General features: G+C 64.5%; 22 protein-coding genes. 11 read left to right on the forward strand and 11 right to left on the reverse strand.

The window, feature by feature from the left end; all coding sequences use genetic code 11:
- Positions 1-74: 74 nt before the first annotated feature.
- Positions 75-3,560: a chromosome segregation protein SMC gene (gene smc / locus VI26_RS21030; RefSeq protein WP_048411729.1), complete on the reverse strand. Its 3,486-nt coding sequence runs from the start codon at positions 3,558-3,560 to the stop codon at positions 75-77.
- A gap of 133 nt (positions 3,561-3,693) precedes the next feature.
- Between smc and VI26_RS21035 the strand changes: the two genes are divergently transcribed.
- The 7 genes from VI26_RS21035 to VI26_RS21065 all read left to right on the forward strand — a co-directional run bounded on the left by VI26_RS21035 (position 3,694) and on the right by VI26_RS21065 (position 9,015).
- Positions 3,694-4,257: a YqgE/AlgH family protein gene (locus VI26_RS21035; protein WP_048411730.1), complete on the forward strand. Its 564-nt coding sequence runs from the start codon at positions 3,694-3,696 to the stop codon at positions 4,255-4,257.
- Entirely contained in the window at positions 4,250-4,678 is a 429-nt protein-coding gene (ruvX, locus tag VI26_RS21040) for a Holliday junction resolvase RuvX (protein WP_369799220.1), read from the forward strand. Before VI26_RS21035 ends, ruvX begins: the two co-directional genes overlap by 8 nt.
- A gap of 5 nt (positions 4,679-4,683) precedes the next feature.
- Positions 4,684-5,199, forward strand: a complete 516-nt coding sequence (locus VI26_RS21045) for a DUF3592 domain-containing protein (RefSeq protein WP_082151194.1) — start codon at positions 4,684-4,686, stop codon at positions 5,197-5,199.
- A complete protein-coding gene (locus tag VI26_RS21050; protein ID WP_048411733.1) occupies positions 5,196-5,651 on the forward strand; it encodes a DUF3592 domain-containing protein in 456 nt (151 codons plus the stop codon). Before VI26_RS21045 ends, VI26_RS21050 begins: the two co-directional genes overlap by 4 nt.
- Before the next feature lie 90 nt (positions 5,652-5,741).
- Positions 5,742-6,200: a hypothetical protein gene (locus tag VI26_RS23435; RefSeq protein ID WP_053074569.1), complete on the forward strand. Its 459-nt coding sequence runs from the start codon at positions 5,742-5,744 to the stop codon at positions 6,198-6,200.
- Positions 6,201-6,434: 234 nt separating this feature from the next.
- The gene (locus VI26_RS21060; RefSeq protein ID WP_048411734.1) at positions 6,435-8,351 is read left to right on the forward strand and encodes a sensor histidine kinase; all 1,917 of its coding nucleotides are present in this window, start codon (positions 6,435-6,437) and stop codon (positions 8,349-8,351) included.
- A complete protein-coding gene (locus VI26_RS21065) occupies positions 8,329-9,015 on the forward strand; it encodes a response regulator transcription factor (RefSeq protein ID WP_048411735.1) in 687 nt (228 codons plus the stop codon). Before VI26_RS21060 ends, VI26_RS21065 begins: the two co-directional genes overlap by 23 nt.
- 63 nt (positions 9,016-9,078) lie before the next feature.
- Here the strand turns inward: VI26_RS21065 and ylqF are convergent, their stop codons facing one another.
- The 8 genes from ylqF to VI26_RS21105 form a co-directional block, all read right to left on the reverse strand.
- On the reverse strand, positions 9,079-10,014 hold the full coding sequence (ylqF, locus tag VI26_RS21070) for a ribosome biogenesis GTPase YlqF (protein WP_048411736.1): 936 nt from the start codon (positions 10,012-10,014) through the stop codon (positions 9,079-9,081).
- 3 nt (positions 10,015-10,017) lie between these two features.
- Entirely contained in the window at positions 10,018-10,230 is a 213-nt protein-coding gene (locus VI26_RS21075) for a DUF3820 family protein (RefSeq protein WP_019100859.1), read from the reverse strand.
- Between the two features lie 251 nt (positions 10,231-10,481).
- The gene (locus VI26_RS21080) at positions 10,482-10,826 is read right to left on the reverse strand and encodes a DUF4870 domain-containing protein (protein WP_231581078.1); all 345 of its coding nucleotides are present in this window, start codon (positions 10,824-10,826) and stop codon (positions 10,482-10,484) included.
- Between the two features lie 37 nt (positions 10,827-10,863).
- A complete protein-coding gene (locus VI26_RS23440) occupies positions 10,864-11,424 on the reverse strand; it encodes a hypothetical protein (RefSeq protein ID WP_053074571.1) in 561 nt (186 codons plus the stop codon).
- Between the two features lie 286 nt (positions 11,425-11,710).
- Complete coding sequence (locus tag VI26_RS21090; protein WP_048411757.1) at positions 11,711-13,330, reverse strand: electron transfer flavoprotein-ubiquinone oxidoreductase; 1,620 nt, start codon at positions 13,328-13,330, stop codon at positions 11,711-11,713.
- A 101-nt stretch (positions 13,331-13,431) separates the two neighbouring features.
- Positions 13,432-15,843, reverse strand: coding sequence for a mechanosensitive ion channel domain-containing protein (locus VI26_RS23445; RefSeq protein ID WP_197081559.1), 2,412 nt, complete (start codon positions 15,841-15,843; stop codon positions 13,432-13,434).
- A 60-nt stretch (positions 15,844-15,903) separates the two neighbouring features.
- Positions 15,904-17,097, reverse strand: coding sequence for a CaiB/BaiF CoA-transferase family protein (locus VI26_RS21100; protein WP_048411737.1), 1,194 nt, complete (start codon positions 17,095-17,097; stop codon positions 15,904-15,906).
- A gap of 111 nt (positions 17,098-17,208) precedes the next feature.
- Positions 17,209-18,396: an acyl-CoA dehydrogenase gene (locus VI26_RS21105; protein WP_048411738.1), complete on the reverse strand. Its 1,188-nt coding sequence runs from the start codon at positions 18,394-18,396 to the stop codon at positions 17,209-17,211.
- 161 nt (positions 18,397-18,557) lie between these two features.
- On the opposite strand from VI26_RS21105, the gene VI26_RS21110 reads away from it, so the two are divergent.
- The gene (locus VI26_RS21110; RefSeq protein WP_048411739.1) at positions 18,558-19,325 is read left to right on the forward strand and encodes an IclR family transcriptional regulator; all 768 of its coding nucleotides are present in this window, start codon (positions 18,558-18,560) and stop codon (positions 19,323-19,325) included.
- Positions 19,326-19,348: 23 nt separating this feature from the next.
- On the opposite strand, the gene VI26_RS21115 is transcribed toward VI26_RS21110, so the two are convergent.
- Both VI26_RS21115 and argB read right to left on the reverse strand, forming a co-directional pair.
- Complete coding sequence (locus VI26_RS21115) at positions 19,349-19,783, reverse strand: CBS domain-containing protein (RefSeq protein ID WP_048411740.1); 435 nt, start codon at positions 19,781-19,783, stop codon at positions 19,349-19,351.
- 178 nt (positions 19,784-19,961) lie between these two features.
- A complete protein-coding gene (argB, locus tag VI26_RS21120; RefSeq protein WP_369799221.1) occupies positions 19,962-20,831 on the reverse strand; it encodes an acetylglutamate kinase in 870 nt (289 codons plus the stop codon).
- Positions 20,832-20,999: 168 nt separating this feature from the next.
- Between argB and VI26_RS21125 the strand changes: the two genes are divergently transcribed.
- Genes VI26_RS21125 through VI26_RS21135 form a run of 3 tightly spaced genes read left to right on the forward strand, consistent with a single transcriptional unit; the run spans position 21,000 to position 25,783 of the window.
- On the forward strand, positions 21,000-21,656 hold the full coding sequence (locus tag VI26_RS21125; RefSeq protein ID WP_048411742.1) for a TetR/AcrR family transcriptional regulator: 657 nt from the start codon (positions 21,000-21,002) through the stop codon (positions 21,654-21,656).
- A 1-nt stretch (position 21,657) separates the two neighbouring features.
- On the forward strand, positions 21,658-22,722 hold the full coding sequence (locus VI26_RS21130) for an efflux RND transporter periplasmic adaptor subunit (protein ID WP_048411743.1): 1,065 nt from the start codon (positions 21,658-21,660) through the stop codon (positions 22,720-22,722).
- A gap of 7 nt (positions 22,723-22,729) precedes the next feature.
- Complete coding sequence (locus tag VI26_RS21135) at positions 22,730-25,783, forward strand: efflux RND transporter permease subunit (protein ID WP_048411744.1); 3,054 nt, start codon at positions 22,730-22,732, stop codon at positions 25,781-25,783.
- Positions 25,784-25,821: the final 38 nt, after the last annotated feature.

A 25,821-nucleotide genomic window follows, 5' to 3' on the forward strand; every position in this document is an offset into this window, starting at 1 on the left:
CGACTAATGTCGCTTGGGTAGAATTTTCTCTTCACTAGCCCATTATCGCTTACAAAAAGATCGTAAACAGGTTCTTAGGCGGTTTCCCGCATTTTCAATGCTTCCACAATGTCCACCGCCACAATGCGGCTGACCCCCTGCTCCTGCATGGTGACGCCCACCAGTTGCTCCGCCATTTCCATGGTCAGGCGGTTATGGGAAATATAGAGAAACTGGGTGCGCTCCGACATCTGTTTGACCAGGTCGCAGAAGCGGCTGGTATTGGCGTCGTCCAGCGGCGCGTCCACTTCGTCCAGCAGGCAGAACGGCGCCGGGTTCAGGGAAAACAGCGAGAACACCAGGCTCATCGCGGTCAATGCCTTTTCACCGCCGGACAGCAGGTGAATGGTGCTGTTCTTCTTGCCTGGCGGCTGGGCGATGATCTGCACGCCGGCATCCAGCAAGTCCTCTCCGGTCAGCACCAGCTCGGCGCGGCCGCCGCCGAACAGCGTGGGGAAGAACTCGCGCATCTTGGTGTTGACCGCGTCGTAAGTGGCTTGCAGCATCTCGCGGGTTTCGCCGTCTATCTTGGCGATCGCCTCTTCCAACGTCGCCATCGCCAGGGTCAGGTCCTCGGACTGGCTGGCCAGGTAATCGCCGCGTTTGCGGGCTTCATCCAGTTCTTCCAGCGCCGCCAGGTTGACCGCGCCCAGGCCTTCCAGCGCGCGCGCCAGCCGCGCGATTTCTGCGGCCAGCGCGTTCGGCTTCACCGCCTCGCTCAGATCGGCCATCAAGGCGGCCTCGTCGGCGCCGGCGCTGGCCAGTTCTTCGGCGAAGCGCTCCATCGCCAGCCGCGCTTCCTGGTGCTTGAGCAGCCAGTCCGAGCGCGATTCGCGCAGCGCCGGCAAAGCGGCGTTGGCCTGTTGCTGCTGCTGGGTCAACTCGCGCAGCCTCTCGGTCAGGCCGTTGAGCCGGTCACGCACCGCGCCCAGCCGTTGTTCACGCTGCTCGCGTTCGGCCAAGGCCAGTTGCAAGGCCTCTTCCGGCACCGCCTCTTCCACCGCCTCGGCCTCTTCGGCCAGGGTTTCCAGTCGCTCGGCCAATTGCTGATCGCGCTCGTCCAGTTCGCGGCCGCGCCGCGCCAGCTCGGCCACCTTCTGCTCGGCGGTGCTCATTTCCAGCTTGATTTCGTGCAGCATGCGCTCGGCGTCGCGGGTCTTGTTGCGCGCCAGTTGCAAGCCGGTTTCGGCGTTCAGGCGGTCCAAACGCATGTCTTCCAGCTGTACCGCCAGTTCCTCCAGCGTCAGCGCCGCCTCTTCGCCCAGCATCTCGGCCTCGGCCATGCCTTCCCCGGCCAGTTCGCGCTCTTCTGCGATGCGGCTGCGCTCGGCCTCGATCGCCGCCAGACGCGCCGCGCCCTGGCGCGCGGCCTGGTCCAGCTTGACGTGTTCCAATGTGGCTGCGTTCAGTTCCGCTTCCAGCCGGGTCAGCGCGCCCTTTTGCGCGCGCACCGCTTCGGCCAGCATGCCGCTGCGGCTCTGCGAGGATTCACGACGCTGCTGCAAGGCGCCCACTTCCGGCAGCAGGCTGTCCAGGCGCGCCTGCGCCGCTTCCAGCAGCGCCTTGCGCGCCATCAGGCCGTCGCCGCCGGCTTCGGCGTGCAGGCAGAGGCTAGCGGCGTAAACGCGATGGCCTTCCGGCGTCAGCAGGCAGGCGCCTGCCGGCAGTTGCTCGCGCAGCGCTTGCGCCTGCTCCAGCGAATCAGCCAGGTAGATGCCGGCCAGCCAGTCTTGCAAGGCCGGCACAAAAGCGTCGGCGGCGCGCACTTGCTGCAATAAGGTCGGCCATGGACGCTCCGGCAGCCATTCGCTGCGGACGCCGCCGTCGGCCAACGCCAGCGCCGCCGGCGGCGGTTCTCCGGACAAGGCTGCGGCGCGCGCGGCCAGGCGCTCCCCTAGCGCCGCCTCCAGCGCCGGCTGCCATTTGGGCTCCACCTGCAGGCTTTGCCACAACTGCGGCGCATCGGCCAGGCCCTGGCGCTGCAACCATCCATCCAGTTGCTCGCTGGCCGCTTCACGCGCCAGCATGCCGGCCAGGGCGGCTGCCTCGGCCTCGGCGCGCGCCTGTTCGCCGCGCAGCGCGGCCAGTTGTTCGTCCAGCTTTTCGCGCTCTGCCGCCAGGTCGGCCTGCTTGGCCTCGTCGGCCACCAGCCGCGCCCGCACCGTGTCCAAGGCGCCGCGCGCGCGTTCGACCTCGGCGGCGGCGGCTTGCTGCTGCGCTTGATCCGGCAGATTCAGATCGCTAAGTTCACGCCGCAGCGCGTCCTCGCGGCTGGACAGCTGTTCCAGGCCACGGCGCAGATGCTCCAGTTTCTGGCGCGACAGGTCGCGGTCGCGGCTCAGATTGGCCTGCTGCGCGGTCAAGCCGTTCAAGTGTTGTTCGATGGCGCGGTATTCCGCCTCGGCGGTGGGCAGTTCGTCTGCGCCGTCCTCCAGCGTCATCTGCGCTTCTTCCAGCCGCATCTGCGCTTCTTCGCGCCGCGGCAGCCAGTCGTCCAGCTCCGCCGACACCTGGCCGCGGCCCTCGGCCAGCACTTGGCGCTCGGTGCGCACGCTGCCCAGTTCGCGGTCCACTCGGGCGCGGTTCTGCTCGCGGTGGCGCTGGGCTTCTTCCAGCCGCGCCAGCTGCGCATTGGCTTCGAACAAATGCTGTTGCGCTTCGTGCACTTCATCGCTGGCGGCGAAATGCCCTTCGCGCACGGTTTCGGATTCGGCCTCCAGATGAGTGACCGCAGCCTCCAGCGCCGCTTCCTCGGTTTCGATTCGTGCCAGTTCGGCGCGCGCCGCCGCCTCGTTGCGCGCCGCTTCTTCGCGCCGCGCCAAGGCCAGCAGGTTCTGCTTGTGGGTCAGCGCGCCGCGCAGGTCGTGATATTGGGCCGCCACTTCCGCCTGCTCGGACAGGCGCTCCACCTGACGCTCCAGCTCTTGTTGCAAGTCGGCGATGCGTTCCAGATTGGCGCGGGTGTCGGCGATGCGGTGTTCGGTCTCACGGCGGCGTTCCTTGTACTTGGACACGCCGGCGGCTTCTTCCAGATAGGCGCGCAGTTCTTCCGGCCGCGCTTCGATGATGCGCGAGATCATGCCCTGCTCGATCACCGCGTAACCGCGCGCGCCGACACCGGTGCCGAGGAACAGGTCGGTGATGTCGCGGCGACGCACCTGCTGGTTGTTGATGAAGTAGCTGGATTCGCCCTGGCGGGTCAGCACTCGCTTGATCGCCACTTCCGCGTACTGGCCCCAGGCGCCGGTAAGCGCGCCGTCGCCGTTGTCGAACACCAGTTCCACCGAGGCGCGGCTGACCGGCTTGCGCGTGGACGAGCCGTTGAAGATCACGTCCTGCATCGATTCGCCGCGCAACTGCTTGGCCGAGGATTCGCCCAATACCCAGCGCACCGCGTCTATCACATTGGACTTGCCGCAGCCATTGGGGCCGATCACCGCCACCAGTTGGCCGGGCACGGCAATGCTGGTGGGGTCGACGAATGACTTGAAACCGGCAAGCTTGATGTGGGTGAGACGCAAAATGTCCTCGCAATGGCAGGGCGAAAATCGGCATTTTAGCAGTTGCCCGCTCCGGCTGCGCGTCGCGCGCGGGCCTGTTGCGCGTCGCGCAGCCGCATCTACCCAGCCAGCCCACTTATGCCATAATGGCCGCATGGAACCGCTATCGTTGTCCAATCACTTCTTGATCGCCATGCCCAATATGGCGGACCCGCTGTTCTCGCGCTCGCTGGTGTATCTATGCGAGCACGGCGAGCACGGCTCCATGGGCCTGATCATCAACAAGCCTTCCGGCATCGCCATGGCGCAGCTGTTCGACCAGATCGACCTGCCATTGGACGGTGAATCGCTGCGCGCCGAGCCCATCTACTTCGGCGGCCCGGTGCAACCGGATCGCGGCTTCGTGCTGCACATGCCGGTGGGCAATTGGCAATCCAGCCTACTGGTCACCGACGATATCGCGCTGACCACGTCCAAGGATGTGCTGATAGCGGTATCCGAGGATCACAATCAGCCGGAACGCATGCTGATCACGCTGGGCTATTCCGGCTGGAGCGCCGGCCAGCTGGAGCAGGAAATCGCCGACAACGGCTGGCTGACGGTGCCGGCGCGTCCGGACATCATCTTCGGCCTGCCTTGCGAAGAACGCTACGACGCCGCGATGGCGCTGCTGGGCTTCGATCCCTCGCTGTTGTCCACGGATGTCGGCCATGCCTGAAGGCTGCGCACTGGCATTCGACTTTGGCGAGCGCCGCATCGGCGTCGCCGTTGGGGACACCATCGTGGGCATTCCCCATCCGCTCATCACCATAGACACCGAAATCAACGATGCGCGCTTCGCCGCCATCGCCGCCTTGATCGCGGAATGGCAGCCGGCTCAGCTGGTGGTGGGGCTGCCCATGCATATCGACGGCACCGAGCACCAGATGACGCAGTTGGCGCGCCGCTTCGCCAACCGGCTGAAGGGCCGCTACGGTCTGCCGGTGTGGCTGGTGGATGAGCGGCTGACCTCGGTGGTGGCCGAATCCATGCTGGAAGAAGCCGGCGTGCGCGGCCGCAAGCAGAAGCCGGCGCTGGACCAGGTGGCGGCCCAGGCCATCCTGCTGACCTGGTTCGAGCACCCCGGCCACGCGGTCTGAACCCGATGAGATTATCGCCGCAAGCCCGGCTCAGCGCGCTGATGCTGGCCTTCCTGGCCAGCCTGCTGGGCCTGATCGCCATCCTGCTGACGCCGCATCAGCTGCGGGAATGGCGCAATGCGCCAGGCCATGTCGAAAGCAGCCGCATGCTGGTGGTGTCCAGCGCCGAACACCCGGACCAATTCTACTGGCAGCCCTATGTGCAATACCTGTACACGGTGCGCGGCCAGGTCTACCACAGCGACCGGCTGTTCGCCGTCGACAAGGCCCTGCCCGGCGACCGCAGCAACGCCGACGATCTGACCCGGCGCTTCCCCGCCGGCAAGGCGATCACCGTCTACTACAATCCGCGCAGCCCGGCCGAATCGGTGCTGATCAAGGGCGGCGACAGCGATATCGGCAGCGCCAAATTCATCCTGGCGGCGCTGAGCGCGCTGTTCGGCTGGGCGCTGCTGTACCGGCTGCGCGCGCGGCTGCCGCTGCCGCGCCGGCGCATTCAACGCGGCGCGCGCGTCCCATGAGCGAGAAAGTCATCGCCCTGCTGCTGATCGCCATCGGAGCGGCCATTTCCATCTATCTATGGCAGCAGTCTGCCAAGGCGCAGCAAGCCGCCAGTTGGCCCAGCACGGCCGGCAAGATCGTCTCCAGCGAAGTGGACTGGCGCCAGATGCGCGGCGGCGACAGCTCGGACCGCAAGGAGTACCGCGCCATCGTGCGCTATGAATACCTGGTGGCCGGCAGCGTCCACCACGCGCAGCAACTGCGCTTCCCCAACCCCGGCTACGGCGGCAGCGAGCAGCAGGCACGGGACATCGTTCAGCGTTATCCGGCCGGCCAGGCCGTGCAGGTGTTCTACAACCCGCAGAATCCCGAAGAAGCCTGCCTGGAGCCGGGCAAGCACTGGACGGTGTGGCTGGGCCAGGCCATGGCCGCGCTGATCGCCCTCATCGGCCTGTTCTGGCTGCGCCGCTGAGCCGCAATATCTGGCAATACTTTAGCCATGGCGCGGAACGCCGCGCGGCGGCTATAACTCAGTCAGTTCCCGTCTCCATCTGGATTCGTCATGAGCAGCACCATCACCCAAGCCGCGCAGATCTCGCTGGCCAGCGCCGCCTTGCTCAATGGCGGCGTCGCGCCCTCGCCGGTGCAGCAGTCGGCGCAAGCTTCGCCGGAACTGACGGTCCAGGCCGCGCAGCTGGCGGCGGACGCCAGCGCCATCGTGACACTGGGCGGCGCCAGCGCTAGCGACCCCAGCTATAACGCGGCCGGCTTGCTCAACAGCTTCACCCAGGCCGGTACCCTGCAAGGCGGCCTGCTCAGCGTCGGCAACGGCGGCAACGCCGCGGATACCGCGCAGCAAAGCAGCGATCAGCAAGTGGTCGGCCAGTTGCTGGGCGGCGGCAGTAGCAGCAGCGCCGGCCTCAGCAATGCCTGGGCCTCGGTATTGCGCAGCAATCCCGAACTCGCCGGCCAGGCGATGCAAAGCAATCTCGACAGCGGCATCATCGACACCCTGGCCTGAGCCCCCCCTCGCGTTCCGCCGGACTTGCCCGCGCGGCATCCACCCCGTCTCTGCCATTTGACCGCCGTCGGGCGCTGCTCGCGCTTACCAGCCAAGATAAACAATTAAAAAACCGTTATTGATTATGCGAAATATATAGTGTTTAATTTTTATAATAGCTACTGATAGCCACTGACAAAAAATGACATTGCCGTCACAATGTCGCCCCATCTGAAACTCCTCGCCGCCTAGCCGATGCCTCGCGCGCTGCCGATACTGCTATTGCTGTGCCTGTTCTTCGCCGCCCATGCGGCGCAAGCCGGCTTTCGTCCGTTCAGCGAACGGGACGCCAGCGCTTTTTGCAGCGCTGACGCCAGCCTGGGCATAGAACAGATTTCCAGCCCCGACTGGCAAGCGCGCTTCCAGCCGCTGCCAGACGGCAAGCTGGCGCGCGGCTATGGCCACGATACGTGCTGGCTGCGGCTAAAGCTGCAGGGTTTGCCTCCGCAGCCCTGGCTGGAGCTGATTCCCAGCTATCTGGCGCGCTTGAGCCTGTATCAGCCCTTGCCGGGCGGCGGCTGGCAGCGCAAGGACATCGGTTCCTGGCTGCCGGTGTCCACCATGGAGCTTCCGCTGAGCACCGCCGGTTTTTCGCTGCAGCCGCGCGAGCAAACCGTCTTCATCAAAGTCCAGTCGCTGACGCTGAACGCGCAACCGCGCCTGTGGAGCGAACCTGAGCTGGTCGCTCATCACAATGAGCGCCTGCTGCAGCTGGGCTTGATCTACGGCTATATGCTGACCATGGTGCTGATTGCGCTGGCGGCCTGGCTGATCATCCGCCAAGTGCAGCACGCCAAGCTGTTCGGCTACATCCTGGCGGTGGCCTGCCACCGCTTCGCCACCGACGGCATGGCCAGGCTGCTGCTGTTCCCGGAGCAGCCCAAGATCGCGCTGCTGTGCAACTACATCGGCCTGGGCGCCGCCGTCATCTTCGGCTGCGCCTACTTCGCCCAATTGCTGGGACTGAAGGACGGCCATCCACGCACTTACCGCCTGTACCAGCTGCAGGCGGCCACCGGCGCCGCCACCATCGCCTGCGCGCTGTTCTGGCCCTACGGCCTGGCTTACAGCATCCCGCTCACCCTGTACGCCATCATCGTCATCAATTTGTTGAGCATGCCGATCTGCTGGCGGCTGTGGCAGCGCAACGGCGGCGGCGACCGCCTGATCGCGCTGCACTTGCCCACCAATCTGGCACTCAATATTCCCGCGCTGTTATTGCACCTGGGCCACATCCCTTATCAATCCTGGATTCAGGAATACGGCCGTCTGGCGGACCTGCCACCCATCACCCTGCTCTACATCGGCCTGTTCCTGCGCATGCGCACGCTGGAACGCGAGCGCATCGAGGCCTTGCACCAGGCCAGCCAGGCCCAGGCCGACAGCCAGCGCCAGCGCGAGGCGCGCGAGGAGCAGGCCGATCTGCTGGCGATGATCACCCATGAAATCCGCACCCCGGTGGCCATCATAGACGCCGCCAGCAGCAGCTTGCGCCTGTTGGAGGAGGATGAGCCGGCGCAAGCGGTGCAGGCCCAGCGCCAAGCCCGCCACGAACGCATCCAGCGCGCGCTGCAGCGCATGCAGGAATTGATGCTGCTGGCGGAACAGCACGGCCGCGCCGGCGTGGTCGACGCCGGCCTGCACAGCCAGTCACTGGATTTGCTGGAACTGACCCGGCAGACGCTGGAACACCTGGAAGCCGGCACCCAAGGCCGCTTCTGGCTGCAAAGCGGCGGGCCGAGCATGCCGCTGTGCGGCGACGCGCAACTGCTGTCTGTGCTGTTGCAAAACTTGATGGAAAACGCCTTGAAGTACGCGCATCCGGACACGCCTATCCAGATCGGCATCCACCATCGCGGCGATCACATCGTCTGGCAAATCAGCGATCACGGCCCCGGCATCGCCCCAGGCCAGGAAGAAGCGATCTTCCAGCGCTTCACCCGGCTGGCGGAAACCAGCAACCGCCCTGGCCTGGGCCTGGGCCTGCACTTGGCGCGGCGCATCGCCGTCCAGCACGGCGGCGAACTAGGCCTGGACCCGCACTGGCCCCACGGCGCCAGCTTCATCTTGCATCTACCGAAAGCCGTTCATGATCAATATAGCCTTGCTTGAAGACAATCCGGACTTGCGCGAGGAACTACTGTTCCAGCTCGGCCGCAGCGGCTATCAAGCCGCCGGCTTCGCCTGCGGCCAGGACCTGGAGCGCCATCTGGCCGAACACCCCTGCCGCTTGCTAATCCTGGATCTGGGCCTGCCCGATGTGGACGGCCTGGAGCTGAGCCGGCGGCTGCGCGCCAGCCATCCCGGCCTGGGCCAGGTCATGCTCACCGCGCGCGGCGCGCTGGACGACAAGGTGCAGGGGCTGCAGCAAGGTGCCGACGCCTATCTGGTCAAGCCGACGCCGCTGCCGGAACTGCTGGCCACACTGGCCAGCGTGCTGCGGCGGCTGGACGGCAACGCTCCCGCCCGCTCCGCGGGCTGGCGCTACCATGCCGCCAACCGCATGCTGACCGCGCCCAACGGCCAGCAATTGCACCTGACCCACGCCGAACACCAGGTGCTGGCCACCATGTTGCGGCGGGCGCCGGAGCCGGCCCACCGCCGCGAGCTGGCCGAGGCGCTGGGCGCCAATTATCTGCATTACGACGAACGCCGGCTGGAAACCCTGATCAGCCGCCTGCGGCGCAAGCTCAGCGGCATCGCGCCGCAACACAATCCCATTCTTGCCGCCAGGGGCGTGGGCTATGGTTTCAGCGAACCCTGCCAGCCGCTTTGAGGCGGCAAAAAAAAGCGCGGCCCGCAATGGGCCGCGCTTGGGCGAACAAGAATGGACTCAGGCTCAACGGCGGCCGGACTTCTTGCTGTCCCGCTCCTGCTGCCGGGCTTCGCGCTCGGCGGCGCGGATGGCGGCCAATTCCTTGGCGCGCTTTTCCCAGGCCAGCCATTCTTCCGGCCGTTCCAGCGTGATGCGGCCGATATTGCCGTCGCGAAAATCGGTCAGCACGAGCTCGGCGGCCTTCTGCACATTGATCTTGCCGCCGGACTGAACCGCGCCGCGCTTGCGGCCTATCATTTCCAGCACCTGCCAATCCTGCAGGCCGGCGATGTCGTCCAGCTTGTAACGGGCGCTCAATTCCGGCACATAGTGCTGTATCAGATACTTGAGCAACTCCAGCGTCACTTCCTCTTCGTCCATCGCATTGCGCCCCACCGCGCCGCTGGCCGCCAGATTGTAGCCACCCTCTTCCACCTCGATCTTGGGCCACAACATGCCCGGGGTGTCGAACAGCTCGACATCGTCGGCCAGGATGATGCGCTGCTCGTTCTTGGTGACGCCGGGCATATTGCCGGTCTTGGCCACCTTGCGGCTGCTCATGCTATTGATCAGCGTGGACTTGCCCACATTGGGAATGCCGCAGATCAACACCCGCAGCGGCTTTTCCAGGCCGCCGCGCGTCGGCGCCAGTTCACGACAGGCCGCCACCAGCTTTTGCGCCGGCGCGCGCTCGCCGGCGTCCATGCCCAGCGCCTGGGTGTTTTTCTTGGCGCGATACCACTCCAGCCATTGCTGGGTGGCGGCGGCGTCGGCCAAGTCCTGCTTGTTCAGAATCATCAGCCGCGGCTTACCCTTGGCCATGCGCGCCAGCATGGGATTGGCGCTGGAAGCAGGTAGCCGCGCGTCCAGCATCTCGATGACCACGTCGATGTCTTTCAATCGCTCGGCCACGTCCTTGCGGGCCTTGTTCATATGGCCGGGGAACCATTGGATTGCCATGCTTCAGCGCTTTCTTATCGGATCAAGTAGATAGGTTAGGCCATTATGGTCCAGCTCCTGCATCAATTGCAGCAGACGGCCAATCTCGCCGGGTGGAAAGCCTTCGCGGGCGAACCAGTTCAGATAGTTGCCGGGCAAATCGCAGATCAGCGTGCCCTTGTGTTTGCCAAACGGCATGGCCCGGGTCACCAGGCTTTGCAAATCATCGGCTTGCATTGCGCCCCTCGTTCAAACAGCTTGCGCATTGTGCCAAAACCGCGGCGCGCTGGCCATGCCCGCGCCCCTGGCTTGACATGGCGCAAGCGCCAGCCGGGTTTTGCTGGGGGCGGTCAGGCGCGGGGTTTAGCATATAGGCGGCCTTCAAAAACCAGCGGCGCGCCAGCCGCCTATTTTCCGGTTCGCGCAGAACCTTTTCGGGCGCCGGGCATTGCATATGCCCGCGCCCGCTCTTTTTGTCCAGCGGACACTCACTCCGGCATCGGCTTGCCGTCGTTGAAATTCAGGAAACCGCGCACGATGCGGTAGACATACCATACCCAAGTGGCGCCCAGGATCACGAAACCCACCAGGATCCAGGCCAGCGCCACGCCCAGCACCGTGCCGAGCAAGGCCCACCAGAAGGTACGGATCTGCCAGTTGAAATGGCTTTCATAACGCGTGCCGCGCACATCGTCGCGCTTGACGTAGTTGATGATGACCGCCACCAAGCCGGTCAGGCCGACAAACAGACTCACCGCCTGCAGGATATAGACCACCAGGGTCAGATTATTCAGTTTGCGTTCGTCTTCTTGCGTGATCACTTCCAGCGACATCTTGCCTCCCCGGCTCAAAATTCATGCGAAACAATTATCAAGATACTCTAGCCAGCAAGGCTTGCAAGCGCCGCTCGCAATGCCGCGCCAGCCTGACCCTGCCACCCGCCAGCGACAGCGCCACTTCGGCGCTGCGGCTCCAGGCCTGCAGGCAAAGCTCGCCACCGGCGTCCGCCACCAGGATGGGCAGCGCCGGCGTGAACGGCAGTCCGGCTTGTTCCGACCATGCGCGACAGCGTCGGTTCGCCAGATCCAGCCGGGAAAACACCTCCACCGTCACCAACACATGGCTGAGCCCCAGCAGCAGGATACGCGCCGCCAGCCAGTCCGCCGCGTCGGCCAGCCGCGCCGGCGTTGCGCCACCCTGCTCGCGCCAGCGCTGCGCCGCCAGCAACATGGCCATCGCGCGCAGTTGCGGCAGCTGGCTTTCCAGCACATCGCCGGACTGGCGCGCGGCGCTGATCGGCGCCGCATCCGGCGCCGGGTGGTTGGCGAAGCGCTCGCCGTCGGTCAACACTCTGACCGGCACCGCATCGCTGGGGCATAGCAGGGACCAAGACTGGCGCGCGATTTGCGCGGCATCGCTGACTTCATTCATGGGACGGACCTCCTGGGGTCTGGCCTGGCTTCCGGAGGTCATGTATTTCGGGGAGGAAAAACAAATGCCGCCGGTAGCGCGGCGGCATTTATCGGGAATCTTGCTAGTGCTGGGTCAATCTTTCAGTTCACAGCCATCCCTTGGCGCCGCCGGTGTGCGGTACCAATAAAAATAGCTGTTGAAGAAGGCGAAAGATTGGGTCATGTCGACCATGCTGCCAACAATCGGCCCGGCTTGTCAAGAAAAACCCCGGAGCACGCTCCGGGGTTTCGCCAAATCATCCCGCTTACATATTGGGATAATTGGGGCCGCCGCCGCCCTCGGGCACGGTCCAGACGATGTTCTGGGTCGGGTCCTTGATGTCGCAGGTCTTGCAGTGCACGCAGTTCTGCGCGTTGATCTGCAGCTTGGGCTCGCCTTCTTCCCGACCGACGATCTCGTAGACCCCGGCCGGGCAGTAGCGCTGTTCCGGCGCGTCGTACTTGGCCAGGTTGAACTGCACCGGCACGCTGGCATCCTTCAGCTTCAGGTGCGGCGGCTGGTCCTCGCCATGGTTGGTGTTGGAGATGAACACCGAGGACAGGCGGTCGAAGGTCAGCACGCCGTCCGGCTTGGGATAGGCGATGGGCGTGCATTCGTCGGCCGGCTTCAGGCTTTGATGGTCAGCCTGGTGATGGCGCAGCGTCCACGGTGCCTTGCCGCGGAACAAAAAGGTGTCCAGCGCCGAATAAATCATCGCCGGCCACAGGCCCCAGCGGAAGGAGGGCCGGATATTGCGCACCCGGTGCAATTCCTCGTGCAGCCAGCTTTGCTTGAATTTCTGGCTGTAGGCGCTGGCTTCGCGCGCCGGCTGTTCCTCGCCCAGCAGCTCGAACACCGCCTCCGCCGCCAGCATCGCCGACTGCATCGCGGTATGGGTGCCCTTGATCTTGGGCACGTTGAGGAAACCGGCGGTATCGCCCACCAATAGGCCGCCGGGGAAGGTCAGCCGCGGCAGGCTTTGCAGGCCGCCCTCGGTCAGCGCGCGCGCGCCGTAGGACAGGCGGCGGCCGCCTTCGAACACCTTGCGGATGGCCGGATGGGTCTTGAAACGCTGGAATTCCTCGAACGGCGACAAATAAGGATTCTGGTAATCCAGGCCAATGACGTAGCCGACCACCACCTGGTTATTCTCCAGGTGATACATGAAGGAGCCGCCATAGGTGGCGGTATCCACCGGCCAACCCACGGTATGGGTGATGCTGCCCGGCTGATGCAGTTCCGGCTGCACCTCCCACAATTCCTTGATGCCGATGCCGTAGGTTTGCGGATCGGCGCCGTCGTGCAGACGGAAGCGCTCGAACAGCGTCTTGGTCAGCGAGCCCCTACAGCCTTCGGCGAAAATGGTCTGCTTGGCCCACAGTTCCATGCCCGGCTGCCAGGCGTCGGTTTTCTCGCCGTCCTTGCCTATGCCCATATCGCCGGTGGCCACGCCCTTGACCGAGCCGTCCTCGTGATAGAGCACTTCGGCGGCGGCGAAACCAGGGTAGATTTCCACGCCCAGTTCTTCGGCCTGCTGGCCGAGCCAGCGACAGAAGTTGCCGAGACTGACGATGTAGTTGCCGTGATTGTGCATCTGCGGCGGCGTCGGCAGCTGGATGGATTCGGTTTCGGTCAGGAACAGGAAGCGGTCGGACTTGGCCTCGGTGTTCAGTGGCGCGCCTTTTTCCTTCCAGTCCGGAATCAGCTCATTGAGCACGCGCGGTTCGATCACCGCGCCGGACAGGATGTGGGCGCCGATTTCCGAGCCCTTCTCCAATAGACAGACGCTGACCTCCCGGCCTTGCTCCGCCGCCAGTTGCTTCAGGCGAATCGCCGCGGTCAGCCCGGAGGGCCCGCCGCCGACGATCACCACATCGTATTCCATGTAATCGCGTTCCACTGCATCTCCTTAATCGCGCGCCAGGTTCAAATCACCCCATATCGCATGCATGTTGCATGGCGCGCGATCAAAAATCAAACAACCGTTTAAAAACTGTCAGCCGCCCGCCCGCTGGGCCCGCGTCTGACTTCAATCTGTAAAGGCTCATCCTGTTGCAAATGCACATCGCGCTGCGGAAAGGGCAGTTCGATGCCGGCCTTGGCCAGCGCGCCGTCTATCATATGGCGCAGGTCGCTGGCCACCAGCACGGAATCGGCTTCGCCGATGTCCAGCCAATACTCCAGCTCGAACTCCAGCGCGTCGGCGCCGAAGTTGCTGAACAGCACCCGCGGCGGCGGCTCCTTGAGCACCACGCCATGGCGCTCCGCCTCCGCCAGCAATAGATTGCACACCTCGCGCGGCGGGCTGCCGTAAGCCACGCCGATGGCGATTTTCCGGCGAATCCGCCGGTTGCTGTAAGTCCAGTTGGTCACCGCGCTCTCCACAAAGGTGGAGTTGGGAATCAACGTCTCGATGCCGTCGCCGGCGCGCACCACCGAAGAGCGCAGCCCTATGCTGCTGACGGTGCCGCTGATGCCGCCGACCTGAACGAAATCGCCCACTTTCAGCGGCCGCTCCACCAGCAGCATCACCCCGCTGATCAGGTTCTTCAGCAGGTTCTGGGTGCCGAAGCCAATGCCGATCGCCAATGCGCCGCCAAGGAAGGCGAACACCGTCAACGGGATTTTGACCAGATTGAGCGCAAAGATCACCAACAGCGCGATCACGAACACATAGCTCCAGCGCCACCAGATATTGGCCGAGGCCTCGCTGACGCCCAGCCTACCCGTGGCCAAGCGCCGCAAGGCGCGCAGCAGCGCGGTGCTGGCGGCGTAGCCTATCAGTAACACCAGAATGGCGCCCAGGCTCTTGCCTATGGTCACGCTGCGGGTGGCCTGCACTTTCTGGCCGTTGATCTCCACGCTGTCGTCGGCGCTGAACAATTCATAATTCCACAGCGCCCGCGCCGCCTGCAACACACGCTCGCTCAAGCGGCGCGACACTTCCTGCGGCGTGCCCTCCGCCGGCGCGCCGACGTCGAACTCCTGCTGCAATAGCAAAATGCCGGTCAAGGCCGCCTGCACCGGCTGCTGGGCGGCGTTGACGATGTCCAGCCGCTGGCGCAGCAGCTGCAGCATCGCCAGCGCGTGGCCGCCGCCGCGATCCAGGCCGATGTCATGCTGCACATCCGCCATCTTGGCCATGGTCAGCTCCGCCTCTTTTTGCAGGTAGTCGCGCACCGCGCCCAATTCCTCGCCGGCCTGACGGCTGGCGCTGGCCACTTCGGCCAGATTGGCGGCCTTGCCGGCGTACAACTGGTAGCGGTACTCCCAGATACCGCCCTCCTGCGAGTTAGCCTCCTGGCGGATGCGCATCAGTTGCACCGCGAGGTCGCTATTGTCCAGAGCCTGGCGCTGCTCGACTGTGCGCTGGATCAAATCCTGTAACAGCGCGGCCTGCGCTGGTGCGTCCTTTTTCTGCTTCACGGCGCTCAGCTGCCGCTCCAACTCCTCCAGCTCGGCCTTGACCCGGCGGCGGCGCAGCTCATGCGCGCCCATTTCCCGCTCCAGGCGCAGGCGCTCCTCTCCCAGCCTCCGTTGCACTCCATCCAGCTCCGCCGGCTGGAAGCGGACCTGTTTGCCGATACCATCCAGTTGTCTCCGCCACAAGTCCAACTGCGCCTGCAAAGTCTGCTGGCGGATGCGCAGCACCTGCCCCAAGGCGTCGAACTGCAGCAATTCCGACGCGCTGATGTCGCGGCGCCAGCGCGCGCCCTCCATCCGCCAGCGCAGCGCTTCGGCCTCGCCGGCCGCGGCCCCTTCCAGTTGCTCTCGCGCCTGGCGCAGGCTTACCTCGTTGAGCTTGAGGCTGTTGCGCATCGCCTCTTGCATCTGCGACAACATCAGCTGCTGCGCCTGCTGGGTATCTTTTTCCCAGCCGCCGGTCTGCAGTCGGCTGCGCAAGCCCTCCACCAAGGACACCGGATAGGGGCCGGCTTGCGCGAAGCCGCTCCAGTTCCGCAAGGCCTCTTCGGCCTCGGCTTGCTGCCTCAGCCTCTGATCGCGTTCTCCCGCGAGATCCAGCTGCCAGGCGTAGGACGCCACCAAGCGTTCCAGCAAGGCGCGGCGAAACAACAGCTCGCCCGGGGTAACGCCGGCCGGCAGCTTGTCCAGCTTGATGGTTTCCAATTGATCCAGCGCCTGCTGCGCCTCGGCCAGCTTATCCACCACGCTGACCGCGGGCGCCGAAGCCATCGGCTTGGCCGCGGGCTTGGACGCAGCCGGCAAGGCGACGGGTTTGGACGCGGCCGGCAAGGCGGCGTAGGCCGCGGCGCAGGACAAGAGCCCGGCAAACAGGCAACAGACGGCAAAGAAGCGGCTCTTCACGCTAGGCATTTCATTGAACAAGCGGTGGACCTTGCCCCGGCTCAGACCGCCGGCGGCAACTCGACCGCGCATTTTCGCACGAATCCGCACGCGGCACCCAGACCCAAACCATGCCAAAGGCATTTATTTGCGTCAGATCACGCCCGCCCCGCGCAAGCGGGCAATGTCGTCGGCACCGTAGCCGGCCTTCTCCAGCAAGGCATCGGTGTGCTGGCCCAGCCGGGGCGGCGCGTCGCGATATTGCGGCGGCGTGTCCGACAGTTTGATCGGGCAGGCCACCAGCGGCACGGCCAGGCCATCCGGGCCTGGCAATTCAATCTGCATCTGACGGTGCCGGATTTGCGGATCGGCGAAGGCCTCGTCCACGGTATTGATCGGCCCGCAGGGCACGCCGGCCTGATCCAACCGCGCCAGCCAGGCGTCGCGCGGCTGGGCCAGGAAACCGGCGGCCAATAGCGGCACCAGTTCATCCCGGTGCGCGACGCGCTGCGGATTGCTGGCGAAGCGGGCATCATCGGCCAGTTCCGGCCTGCCGATCAACTCGCACACCGAGCGGAACTGACGATCGTTGCCGCAGGCCAGGATGAAGTGGCCGTCGCCGGCGCACTTGAACACCTGATAGGGCACGATATTGGGATGGGCGTTGCCCAGGCGCGGCGGCACCGCGCCGCCCACCAGCCAGTTCATATTGACGTTGGCCAGCATCGCCAGCGCGCAATCGAACAAGGCCATGTCGATATGCTGGCCGCGCCCGCTGCCTTGCCGCGCCCACAGCGCGGCCTGGATCGCGTTGGCGGCGTAGAGTCCGGTGAACAGGTCGGTGACCGCCACCCCCACCTTGTGCGGCTCGCCGTCGGCCGGGCCGGTGATGCTCATCAGGCCGGACATGCCCTGCACGATGTAGTCGTAGCCGGCCATCTGCGCGTACGGCCCATCCTGGCCGAAGCCGGTGACCGAGCAATACACCAGCCGCGGATTGAGTTCGGCCAGGCTGGCATAGTCCAGCCCATACTTGGCCAGCCCGCCCACCTTGTAGTTTTCGATCAGCACATCGGCGTCGGCGGCCAGCCGGCGGACAATTTCCTGCCCCTCCGGCTTGGCGATGTCCACGGTCAGCGATTTCTTGCCTCGGTTGGCGCACAGGAAATAGGCGGCGGTGCCGTCCGGCAAGCTGGGCGGCGCCCATTGCCGGGTATCGTCGCCGCAGCCCGGGCGTTCCACCTTGATCACTTCCGCGCCCAGATCGGCCAGCAACTGGCCGGTCCACGGCCCCGCCAATACCCTGGACAAATCCAATACCTTGATGCCTTCCAGCGCGCCCGTCATCTGCGTCTCCCGCTACATGCAGCCCATCGAAAAAAAAGCGGCCCGGCAAGCCGGGCCTCCAAGGACAGACAGGAATAACGGCGCGGCCGGCCTCCCGACCGCGCCGGCTTATCAGGCAAATGCCTGAATACCGGTCTGGGCTCGGCCCAGAATCAAGGCATGCACATCATGCGTGCCTTCGTAAGTGTTGACCGCCTCTAGGTTCATCACATGGCGGATCACATGAAATTCGTCGGCGATGCCGTTGCCGCCGTGCATATCGCGCGACAGCCGGGCGATGTCCAGCGCCTTGCCGCAGTTGTTGCGCTTGATCAGCGAGATCATTTCCGGCGCGGCCTTGCCTTCGTCCATCAGCCGTCCCACGCGCAGCGCCGCGTGCAGGCCCAGCGTGATCTCGGTCTGCATATTGGCCAGTTTCAGCTGGATCAATTGATTGGCGGCCAGCGGACGGCCGAACTGCTTGCGGTCCAGCGTGTACTGGCGCGCCGCGTGCCAGCAAAATTCGGCGGCGCCCAGCGCGCCCCAGGCAATGCCGTAGCGCGCCTTGTTCAGGCAGCCGAACGGCCCTTTCAAGCCCTTGACGCCGGGCAGGATGGCGTCTTCCGGCACCAGCACGTCGTCCATCACGATCTCGCCGGTAATGGAGGCGCGCAGCGAGAACTTGCCGTGGATCTTGGGCGCGGACAGTCCGGCCATGCCCTTCTCCAGCACAAAGCCGCGGATTTCGTCCTCGTCGTCCTTGGCCCAGACCACGAACACATCGGCCTGCGGGCTGTTGGTGATCCACATCTTGCTGCCATTGAGCAGATAGCCGCCGTCCACTTTGCGCGCCCGCGTCTTCATGCTGGCCGGGTCAGAGCCGGAATCCGGCTCGGTCAGGCCGAAACAGCCCAGCCATTCGCCGCTGGCCAGCCGCGGCAGGTATTTATCCTTCTGCGCGTCCGAGCCGTAGGCCCAGATCGGATGCATCACCAAGCTGGACTGCACGCTCATCGCCGAACGGTAGCCGGAATCCACCCGCTCCACTTCACGCGCCACTAGGCCGTAGGCCACGTGGCTGAGGCCGGCGCAGCCATAGCCTTCGATGGTGCAGCCCAGCAGGCCGAGCTCGCCCATCTCGTTGATGATTTCGCGATCGAAGCGCTCTTCGCGATTGGCGCTCAACACCCGTGGAAACAGCTTGTCCTGACAGTAGTCATGAGCGCTCTGCTGCACCATGCGTTCTTCTTCACTCAGGCATTCGGCCAAAAGCAAAGGATCGTCCCAGCTGAACGGCGCGCGACTGGAGGGGGCTGCCATAGTTTCTGTCTCCGCGTTACTTGTTCCGCATTGCGGAACTTGGTTTCACATTGCAGAATAGACTAAAACACCGTCTGGACGGATGTAAAGCGATTTTGCGAAACTCGACGCCCGCCAGCGATACTCACCCCAATTGAGGCTGACAAAACAAGATGGATTCAATGGATTTGGAAACGGACAAGGACCGGCTGTTCGTCACCGCGCTAGCGCGCGGGCTGGAGGTATTGGCGGCATTCCGCCCCGGCGAACTGGCGCTGTCCAACCAAGAACTGGCCAAGCGTACCGGCCTGCCCAAGTCAACGGTGTCGCGTTTGAGCTACACCCTGACCCGGCTGGGCTATCTGGCTCAGGACGAGGACAACGGCCGCTATCGGCTGGGGCTGGCGGTGCTGGCCCTGGGCTCCACGGTTCTATCCAGCTACGACATTCGCCAGATCGCCGGGCCGCTGATGCGCGAGTTCGCGCAGGAGCAAGGCATGTCCATCAGTCTGGCGCTGCGCGACGGCAGCGACATGGTGTATCTGGAAACCTGCCGCAGCCCGGCACGCATTTCTGTGCAGCTGACGGTGGGCTCGCGGGTGCCGCTGGCCACCACCGCCATCGGCCGCGCGTATTACGCCGGCTTGCCGGCGGAGGAACAGCTCAAGCTGCAAGCGCTGCTGGCCGCGCGTTACGGCGCGGAATGGAAGGAAATAGGCGCGCGCCTGGAGGAGGCCCGCCAAGCCTATCTGCGCCAGGGTTATTCAGCGTCTTTCGGAGAATACGAACCGGATGTGATGGCCGTGGGCGTGCACCTGGCCGTGCCCGGCCAGGCGCCGATGGCCTTGAACGCCAGCGGGCCGGCCTTCGCGCTGGATGAAGACGCGATGCGCGCGCGCATCGCGCCGGCGTTGAAGGCCTTGCGCCAGCGGCTGGCGCCGCTGGGCTGAGCGCGCGGCTCCGTTCGCCGGGCTCAGGCGGACTGAATGTAATGGACCAGGTGATTGATCACCTGCTCCTGCTCTTCTATGGTGGCGCGCACCAGATCGCCGATGGACAGCATGCCCATCACCTCGCGGCCTTCCAGCACCGGCAGGTGGCGAATGCGCTTTTCCGTCATCAGCGCCATGCAGTCGTCCAAGGTCTGGCTGGGCGTCACGTAGACCACGCGGCTGGTCATGATGTCGCGCACCTTGGTGCCGGCCGAGGTACGGCCCTGCAACACGATGCGCCGCGCATAATCGCGCTCGGAGAAGATGCCGATGATGCCGCCCTCCTCCATCACCAGCACCGCGCCGATATCGTTTTCCGCCATCACCTGCAGCGCCTGAAACACCGTGCTGTCCGGCGTCACGTAGACCAGAGCCCGATTTGGCTTGCTGTCCAACAACTGTCTTACCGTTTGCATGCATGTCCCCTTATCAAACCGGCACGCCGGCGCTGCAAGATGCTGCGCTCGGCCCACGGCGACGCGGGCAAGCGCCCACTTATCCACTATAGTGCCGCCCGCGGAGCCTGTTCAAGCTTCCGCGAACCGGCGCGCCGCAAGGCGATAACGGCTGATGCGGCACCCGCCGCCCCCGTCGTCAGGCCCGGATCATGGTGCCGACGCCGGCATCGGTCAGGATTTCCAGCAGCAGCGCGTGCGGCACACGGCCATCGATGATGTGCACCGCGTTGACGCCGTTGCGCGCGGCATCCAGCGCCGAACTGATCTTGGGCAACATGCCGCCGTGGATGGTGCCATCGGCGAACAGTCCGTCCACCTGCTGCGCAGACAAGCCAGTCAACAGCTTGCCGTTCTTGTCCAGCACGCCGGGGGTATTGGTCATCAGCACCAGTTTTTCCGCGCCCAGGGTTTCCGCCAGCTTTCCTGCCACCAGGTCGGCATTGATATTGTAGGCCTCGCCGTCTTCGCCGACGCCGATCGGCGCCACCACCGGGATGAAGTCCTGACTGTCCAGCAAGGACACCAGCGCCGGATCGATGCTGGAGATTTCGCCCACTTGGCCGATGTCGATCTCGTCGTCGGTTTCTGATTTCAAATACATCTTGCTGGCGCGGATGAAATGCCCGTCCTTGCCGGTCAGGCCGACGGCCTTGCCGCCGTGCTTATTGATCAGCGACACGATTTCCTTGTTCACCAGGCCGCCCAGCACCATTTCCACCAAGTCCATGGTGTCGGAGTCTGTAACGCGCATGCCCTGGATGAACTCGCCCTGCTTGCCGACGCGGCTCAACAGTTCATTGATTTGCGGGCCACCACCATGCACCACCACTGGATTGATGCCCACCAGCTTCAGCATCACCACGTCCTTGGCGAAGCCTTCTTTCAAGGCCGCGTCCGTCATCGCGTTGCCACCGTACTTGATCACCAGGGTCTTGCCGGAAAAACGGCGGATATAAGGCAGGGCTTCGGCAAGTATCAGGGCTTTTTCTGCTGCATCGGTCGGCACGGCATTCTCCATGGTTGCGCCCGGCCGCTGCCGGCCGGACGAAAAACGATTCTGATCTGTTGCATTTTAATCAAGCCGATTAATGAACTGTGATTTATTAATTGCAGAACAGCGGCATTCTGCCCTACAGTCCAAAACATTAATGAACCAAGATTCAGCTATACAAACATGGCACAAGCTCCCTCCTCGCGCTGGCAGCGCAAAAAAGACGCGCGTCCCAGCGAAATCCTGGATGCAGCACTGGCCTTATTCGTTGAGAAAGGCTTCAGCGCCACCAAGATGGAAGACATCGCCCGCGCGGCCGGCGTGACCAAGGGCACGCCCTATCTGTACTTCCAGAACAAGGAAGACATCTTCAAGGCCATGGTGCTCCACCATCTGTCCAGCCGTCTCGGCGCCTTCGTCGAGCTGGAGCAACAGCATCAGGGCCCAGTGGGCGAGTTGCTGCAAATCCTGTTGCTCAAATGGTGGGACGAGGTGGGCGCCACGCCAGCCGCCGGCCTGTGCAAGCTGGCGATAGCCGAGGCCACCAATTTTCCGGAGCTGGCGCAGTTCTACACCAATGAAGTGATCTCGCCCTGTCTGAGCATGGTCGAGCACATTCTGCGCCGCGGCATGGACAGCGGCGAGTTTCGGCCGCTGCCCATCGCCAGCAGCTGCGACGCCCTGCTGGCGCCGCTGGTGATGGCGATGACCTGGGCGCATTCCTTCGCCAAGGTGGTGCCCGAAACCTGCGGCTATTCGCATCACCATTCCCGCGAACACCTGAGCGAAGCCTTGCAGCTGGTGCTGCAAGGCCTGAAGAATCCTTGCTACGAGAACTGACATGAGAACTGCAGCTCACTGCCTCTGGCTGACCATCGCCAGCCTGACTCTCGCCGCCTGCGGCAAGCCGGAAGCCCCGCCCGAAGCGCCGCGCCCGGTGCGTTATGTGGTGGCCGGTCAAACCGCCCAACAGCAGGGCGACAGCTACGCAGGCGAAATCCGCGCCCGCCACGAAACCAATCTGGCCTTCCGCGTGGCCGGCAAGGTGGTGGCCAAGCTGGCCAATAGCGGTGATCGAGTGAAGAAGGGCCAGGTGCTGGCGCGACTGGACCCCAGCGACTACGCGCTGGACCTGTCCGCCAAGCAGGCGCAGCTGGCGGCGGCGCAATCCGATCTCGGCCAGCAGGAACTGAATCTGAAACGCTACCGCGAGCTGTTGGCCAAGCAGTTTGTCAGCCAGTCCCAGGTGGACGGCCAGCAGAACGCGGTCAACGCCGCGCGCGCCAAGGTGGACCAGGCCAAGGCGCAACTGGCGGCCAGCCGCAACCAGACCGGCTACACCAACCTGGTGGCCGATGCCGACGGCGTGCTGAGCCAGATGGTGGCCGAACCCGGCCTGGTCGTGGCCGCTGGCCAGGCGATGGCGCGGCTATCGCAGGATGGCGCGCGCGAAGCCGCGATCCAAGTGCCGGAGAACGCGCTGGACAAGGTGCGTCACGCCCGGCAGTTCCAGATCAGGCTATGGAACGGCGGCACGCCGCTGACGGGGACGCTGCGCGAACTGGCGGCGGACGCCGACCCGGCCACGCGCACTTATCCTGCACGCATCGCCATCGACGGCGACTCCAGCCGGCTGCAGCTGGGCATGACCGCCAGCGCGGCCTTGCCGGACGCGGCCGCGGCGCAGCTGCGGCTGCCGCTGACCGCGCTGCTGGACGAGCAGGGCCGGCATTATGTCTGGCTGATCGGCGCCGCCGGCAAGGTGACGCGCCGCGCGGTGACGGTCAGCCGCATCGACGCCGAGTCCGCCACCCTGTCCCAGGGCGTGCAGCCGGGCGACAAGATCGTCACCGCCGGCATCCATCTGCTGCGCGACGGCCAGTCCGTGAAACTGCTGGAGCGCTGAGACCGCGATGAAGAAACTGAATCTGTCGGAATGGGCGCTGCGCCACCAGTCGCTGGTGCGCTACCTGATGGTGATGCTGATGCTGGCCGGGGTCTGGGCCTATACCCAGCTGGGCCAGAAGGAAGATCCGGAATTCACCTTCAAGGCCATGCTGGTGCAAGCCTACTGGCCAGGCGCCAGCACGCTGGAAATGGAGCAGCAGGTCACCAACAAGCTGGAGGAGAAACTGCAGGAAATGGGCGAGATCGACTTCGTCCAGAGCTATACCAAGCCCGGCGAAAGCCTGCTGCTGATTTCGCTGCGCGAGGACGTGCCGCCCAAGAATGTTCAACAGCTGTGGTACCAGGTGCGCAAGAAGATAAGCGATATGCGCGCCAGCCTGCCCGCCGAGACCCAGGGGCCGTTCTTCAACGACGAGTTCGGCGACACCTTCGGCAATATCTACGCCTTCGCCGGCGACGGCTTCAGCTATGAAGAGCTGCGCCAATACCTGGAGGACGCCAAGCGCGAGGTCCTGCGCGTGCCGGACGTGGCCAAGGTCAGCCTGCTGGGCGTGCAGGAACAGCGGGTCTATGTGGACCTCTCCAGCGCCAAGCTGGCCTCGTTGGGCCTGGACACCAGCGCGATCTGGAAAGCGCTGCAGCAACAGAACGCGATGATGCCCTCCGGCGTGTTCGAAACCGCCAGCGACCGCATCTGGGTGCGTCCCACCGGCAATTACCGCAGCGTGGACGCGATCGCCGCCACGCCGGTAACCGTCAACGGCAAGACCTTCCGCCTGGGCGACATCGCCGCGGTCAGCCGCGGCTATGTCGACCCGCCGCAAAACACCATGCGCTTCAACGGCAAGCCGGTGCTGGGCATGGCCATCACCATGAAAAGTGGCGGCGATGTGCTGCGCCTGGGCAATAATCTGAGCGCCACGATGCGGGAGATCCAGTCCAAGCTGCCGGTGGGCGTGGAAATCCACTCGGTGTCCGATCAGCCCAAGGTGGTCAAGAACGCGGTCAGCGAATTCATGCGCTCGCTGGTGGAGGCGGTGGTGATCGTGCTGGCGGTCAGCTTCTTCAGCCTGGGCCTGCGCACCGGCATCGTGGTGGCGCTGTCCATTCCGCTGGTGCTGGCGATGACTTTTCTGGCGATGTATTTCTTCAACATCGACCTGCAGCGCATTTCGCTGGGCTCGCTGATCATCGCGCTGGGCCTGCTGGTGGACGACGCCATCATCGCGGTGGAAATGATGGCGCTGAAACTGGAGCAGGGCTGGAGCAAATTCCAGGCCGCCACCTTCGCCTACACCAGCACCGCCTTCCCGATGCTGACCGGCACCCTGATCACCGCCGCCACCTTCCTGCCGGTGGGCATCGCCAAGTCCAATGCCGGCGAGTATGTGTTCAGCCTGTTCGCCGTGGTCGGCATCGCGCTGGTGCTGTCCTGGATCGTCGCGGTGGTGTTCACCCCCTATCTGGGCTACAAGCTGCTGCCGGAAAACCTGCAGCAGCACGAGGCGCACGATGTCTACGACAAGCCGTTCTACCGCCGCTTCCGCCGGGTGGTGGAATGGTGCCTGGAACGGCGCAAGACCGTGATCGCGCTGACCCTGGCCGCCTTCGTGCTGTCCCTGCTCGCCTTCAAGCTGTTGGTGGCGCAACAGTTCTTCCCCTCCTCCAACCGCCCGGAACTGATGGTGGACATGTGGCTGCCGCGCGGCGCCAGCTATCAGGCCACCGAAGCCGAAGTGAAAAAGCTGGAGGCGCTGCTGGCGCGCGACAAGGACATCGTCAGCGTCACCAGCTATGTCGGCAGCGGCAGCCCTCGCTTCTACCTGCCGCTGGACCAGCAGCTACAACACCTGAACTACGCCCAGCTGATGCTGATGACCCGCGACGAGCATGTGCGCGAACATGTGAAGAAACGGCTGGAGAAGCTGTTCGACAACGACTTCCCCAATGTGCGCGGCCGGGTGATCCGGCTGGAGAATGGCCCGCCGGTAGGCTATGCGGTGCAGTTCCGGGTGATGGGCGAAGACCACGCCAAGGTGCGCGCCATCGCCGCCCAGGTGGAAGCGCTGATGCGCGCGCATCCGTCCACCCGCCAGGTCAACATCAACTGGGGCGAACAGGTGAAGGCGCTGCGCATCCGCATCGACCAGGACAAGGCGCGCGCGCTCGGCCTGTCCTCGCAGCAATTGTCGCAGCAGTTGCAGATGCTGATCTCCGGCGCCACCATCAGCAGCTTCCGCGAGGATGACCAGGCCATCGCCATCGTCGCGCGGCTAAACCCGGACGAGCGCAAGAATGTGGCCGGACTGGGCAATCTGATGATACAAACCGGCAGCGGCCGCTTCGTGGCGGTGTCCCAGATCGGGCACATCGAGTATCAGCCCGAGGAAAGCATCATCTGGCGGCGCAACCGCTTGCCCGCCATCACGGTGAGCGCGGATCCGGCCGAAGGGGTGCAAGGCGCCGACATTTCCCGGCAATTGCTGCCCAAGATGCAGGCGCTGGAAAAAACCCTGCCGCTGGGCTACCACATCGAGGCCGGCGGCACCATGGAATCCAGCGCCAAATCGCAGAAAGCCATCGCCGCGGTGGCGCCGCTGATGCTGGTGGTGGTGCTGACCCTGCTGATGCTGCAACTGCACAGCGTGCAGCGCACCATCATGGTGTTGCTGACCGCGCCGCTGGGCATGATAGGCGTGACGCTGACCCTGATCGCCTTCAGCGCGCCGTTCGGCTTCGTCGCCATGCTGGGAGTCATCGCGCTGTCCGGCATGATCATGCGCAACTCGGTTATCCTAGTCGACCAGATCGAACACGATATCCGCGACGGCATCGATCCCTGGCACGCGATTGTCGGTTCCACAATTAGACGTTTTAGGCCTATCATGCTGACGGCATTGGCCGCCATCCTGGCGATGATACCGCTGAGCCGCAGCACCTTCTGGGGACCGATGGCCGTGGCCATCATGGGCGGACTGCTGGTGGCCACGGTGCTGACCCTGCTGTTCTTGCCGGCGCTGTACGCGCAGTGGTTCAAGGTAAGGCGGCCTCAAGCCTGAGCGCGCGATGAGACAAAACAAACCGAGCATACAAATAC

It is taken from the genome of Chromobacterium sp. LK1 (genome assembly GCF_001043555.1).
GTDB lineage: Bacteria > Pseudomonadota > Gammaproteobacteria > Burkholderiales > Chromobacteriaceae > Chromobacterium > Chromobacterium aquaticum.

Excerpts from the sequence above, each read along its gene's own strand:
- VI26_RS23440 (WP_053074571.1), bottom strand. The coding sequence starts at position 11,424 with ATGAATGAAGTCAGCGATGCCGCGCAAATCGCGCGCCAGTCTTGGTCC.
- ylqF (WP_048411736.1), bottom strand. The coding sequence starts at position 10,014 with ATGGCAATCCAATGGTTCCCCGGCCATATGAACAAGGCCCGCAAGGAC.
- VI26_RS21080 (WP_231581078.1), bottom strand. The coding sequence starts at position 10,826 with ATGTCGCTGGAAGTGATCACGCAAGAAGACGAACGCAAACTGAATAAT.
- VI26_RS21065 (WP_048411735.1), top strand. The coding sequence starts at position 8,329 with ATGATCAATATAGCCTTGCTTGAAGACAATCCGGACTTGCGCGAGGAA.
- VI26_RS21110 (WP_048411739.1), top strand. The coding sequence starts at position 18,558 with ATGGATTTGGAAACGGACAAGGACCGGCTGTTCGTCACCGCGCTAGCG.
- VI26_RS21130 (WP_048411743.1), top strand. The coding sequence starts at position 21,658 with ATGAGAACTGCAGCTCACTGCCTCTGGCTGACCATCGCCAGCCTGACT.
- VI26_RS21115 (WP_048411740.1), bottom strand. The coding sequence starts at position 19,783 with ATGCAAACGGTAAGACAGTTGTTGGACAGCAAGCCAAATCGGGCTCTG.
- VI26_RS23445 (WP_197081559.1), bottom strand. The coding sequence starts at position 15,843 with ATGCGCGGTCGAGTTGCCGCCGGCGGTCTGAGCCGGGGCAAGGTCCAC.
- VI26_RS21090 (WP_048411757.1), bottom strand. The coding sequence starts at position 13,330 with ATGGAATACGATGTGGTGATCGTCGGCGGCGGGCCCTCCGGGCTGACC.
- VI26_RS21135 (WP_048411744.1), top strand. The coding sequence starts at position 22,730 with ATGAAGAAACTGAATCTGTCGGAATGGGCGCTGCGCCACCAGTCGCTG.
- VI26_RS21060 (WP_048411734.1), top strand. The coding sequence starts at position 6,435 with ATGCCTCGCGCGCTGCCGATACTGCTATTGCTGTGCCTGTTCTTCGCC.
- VI26_RS21045 (WP_082151194.1), top strand. The coding sequence starts at position 4,684 with ATGAGATTATCGCCGCAAGCCCGGCTCAGCGCGCTGATGCTGGCCTTC.
- ruvX (WP_369799220.1), top strand. The coding sequence starts at position 4,250 with ATGCCTGAAGGCTGCGCACTGGCATTCGACTTTGGCGAGCGCCGCATC.
- VI26_RS21035 (WP_048411730.1), top strand. The coding sequence starts at position 3,694 with ATGGAACCGCTATCGTTGTCCAATCACTTCTTGATCGCCATGCCCAAT.
- VI26_RS21075 (WP_019100859.1), bottom strand. The coding sequence starts at position 10,230 with ATGCAAGCCGATGATTTGCAAAGCCTGGTGACCCGGGCCATGCCGTTT.
- VI26_RS21050 (WP_048411733.1), top strand. The coding sequence starts at position 5,196 with ATGAGCGAGAAAGTCATCGCCCTGCTGCTGATCGCCATCGGAGCGGCC.
- VI26_RS21125 (WP_048411742.1), top strand. The coding sequence starts at position 21,000 with ATGGCACAAGCTCCCTCCTCGCGCTGGCAGCGCAAAAAAGACGCGCGT.
- VI26_RS21100 (WP_048411737.1), bottom strand. The coding sequence starts at position 17,097 with ATGACGGGCGCGCTGGAAGGCATCAAGGTATTGGATTTGTCCAGGGTA.
- VI26_RS23435 (WP_053074569.1), top strand. The coding sequence starts at position 5,742 with ATGAGCAGCACCATCACCCAAGCCGCGCAGATCTCGCTGGCCAGCGCC.
- VI26_RS21105 (WP_048411738.1), bottom strand. The coding sequence starts at position 18,396 with ATGGCAGCCCCCTCCAGTCGCGCGCCGTTCAGCTGGGACGATCCTTTG.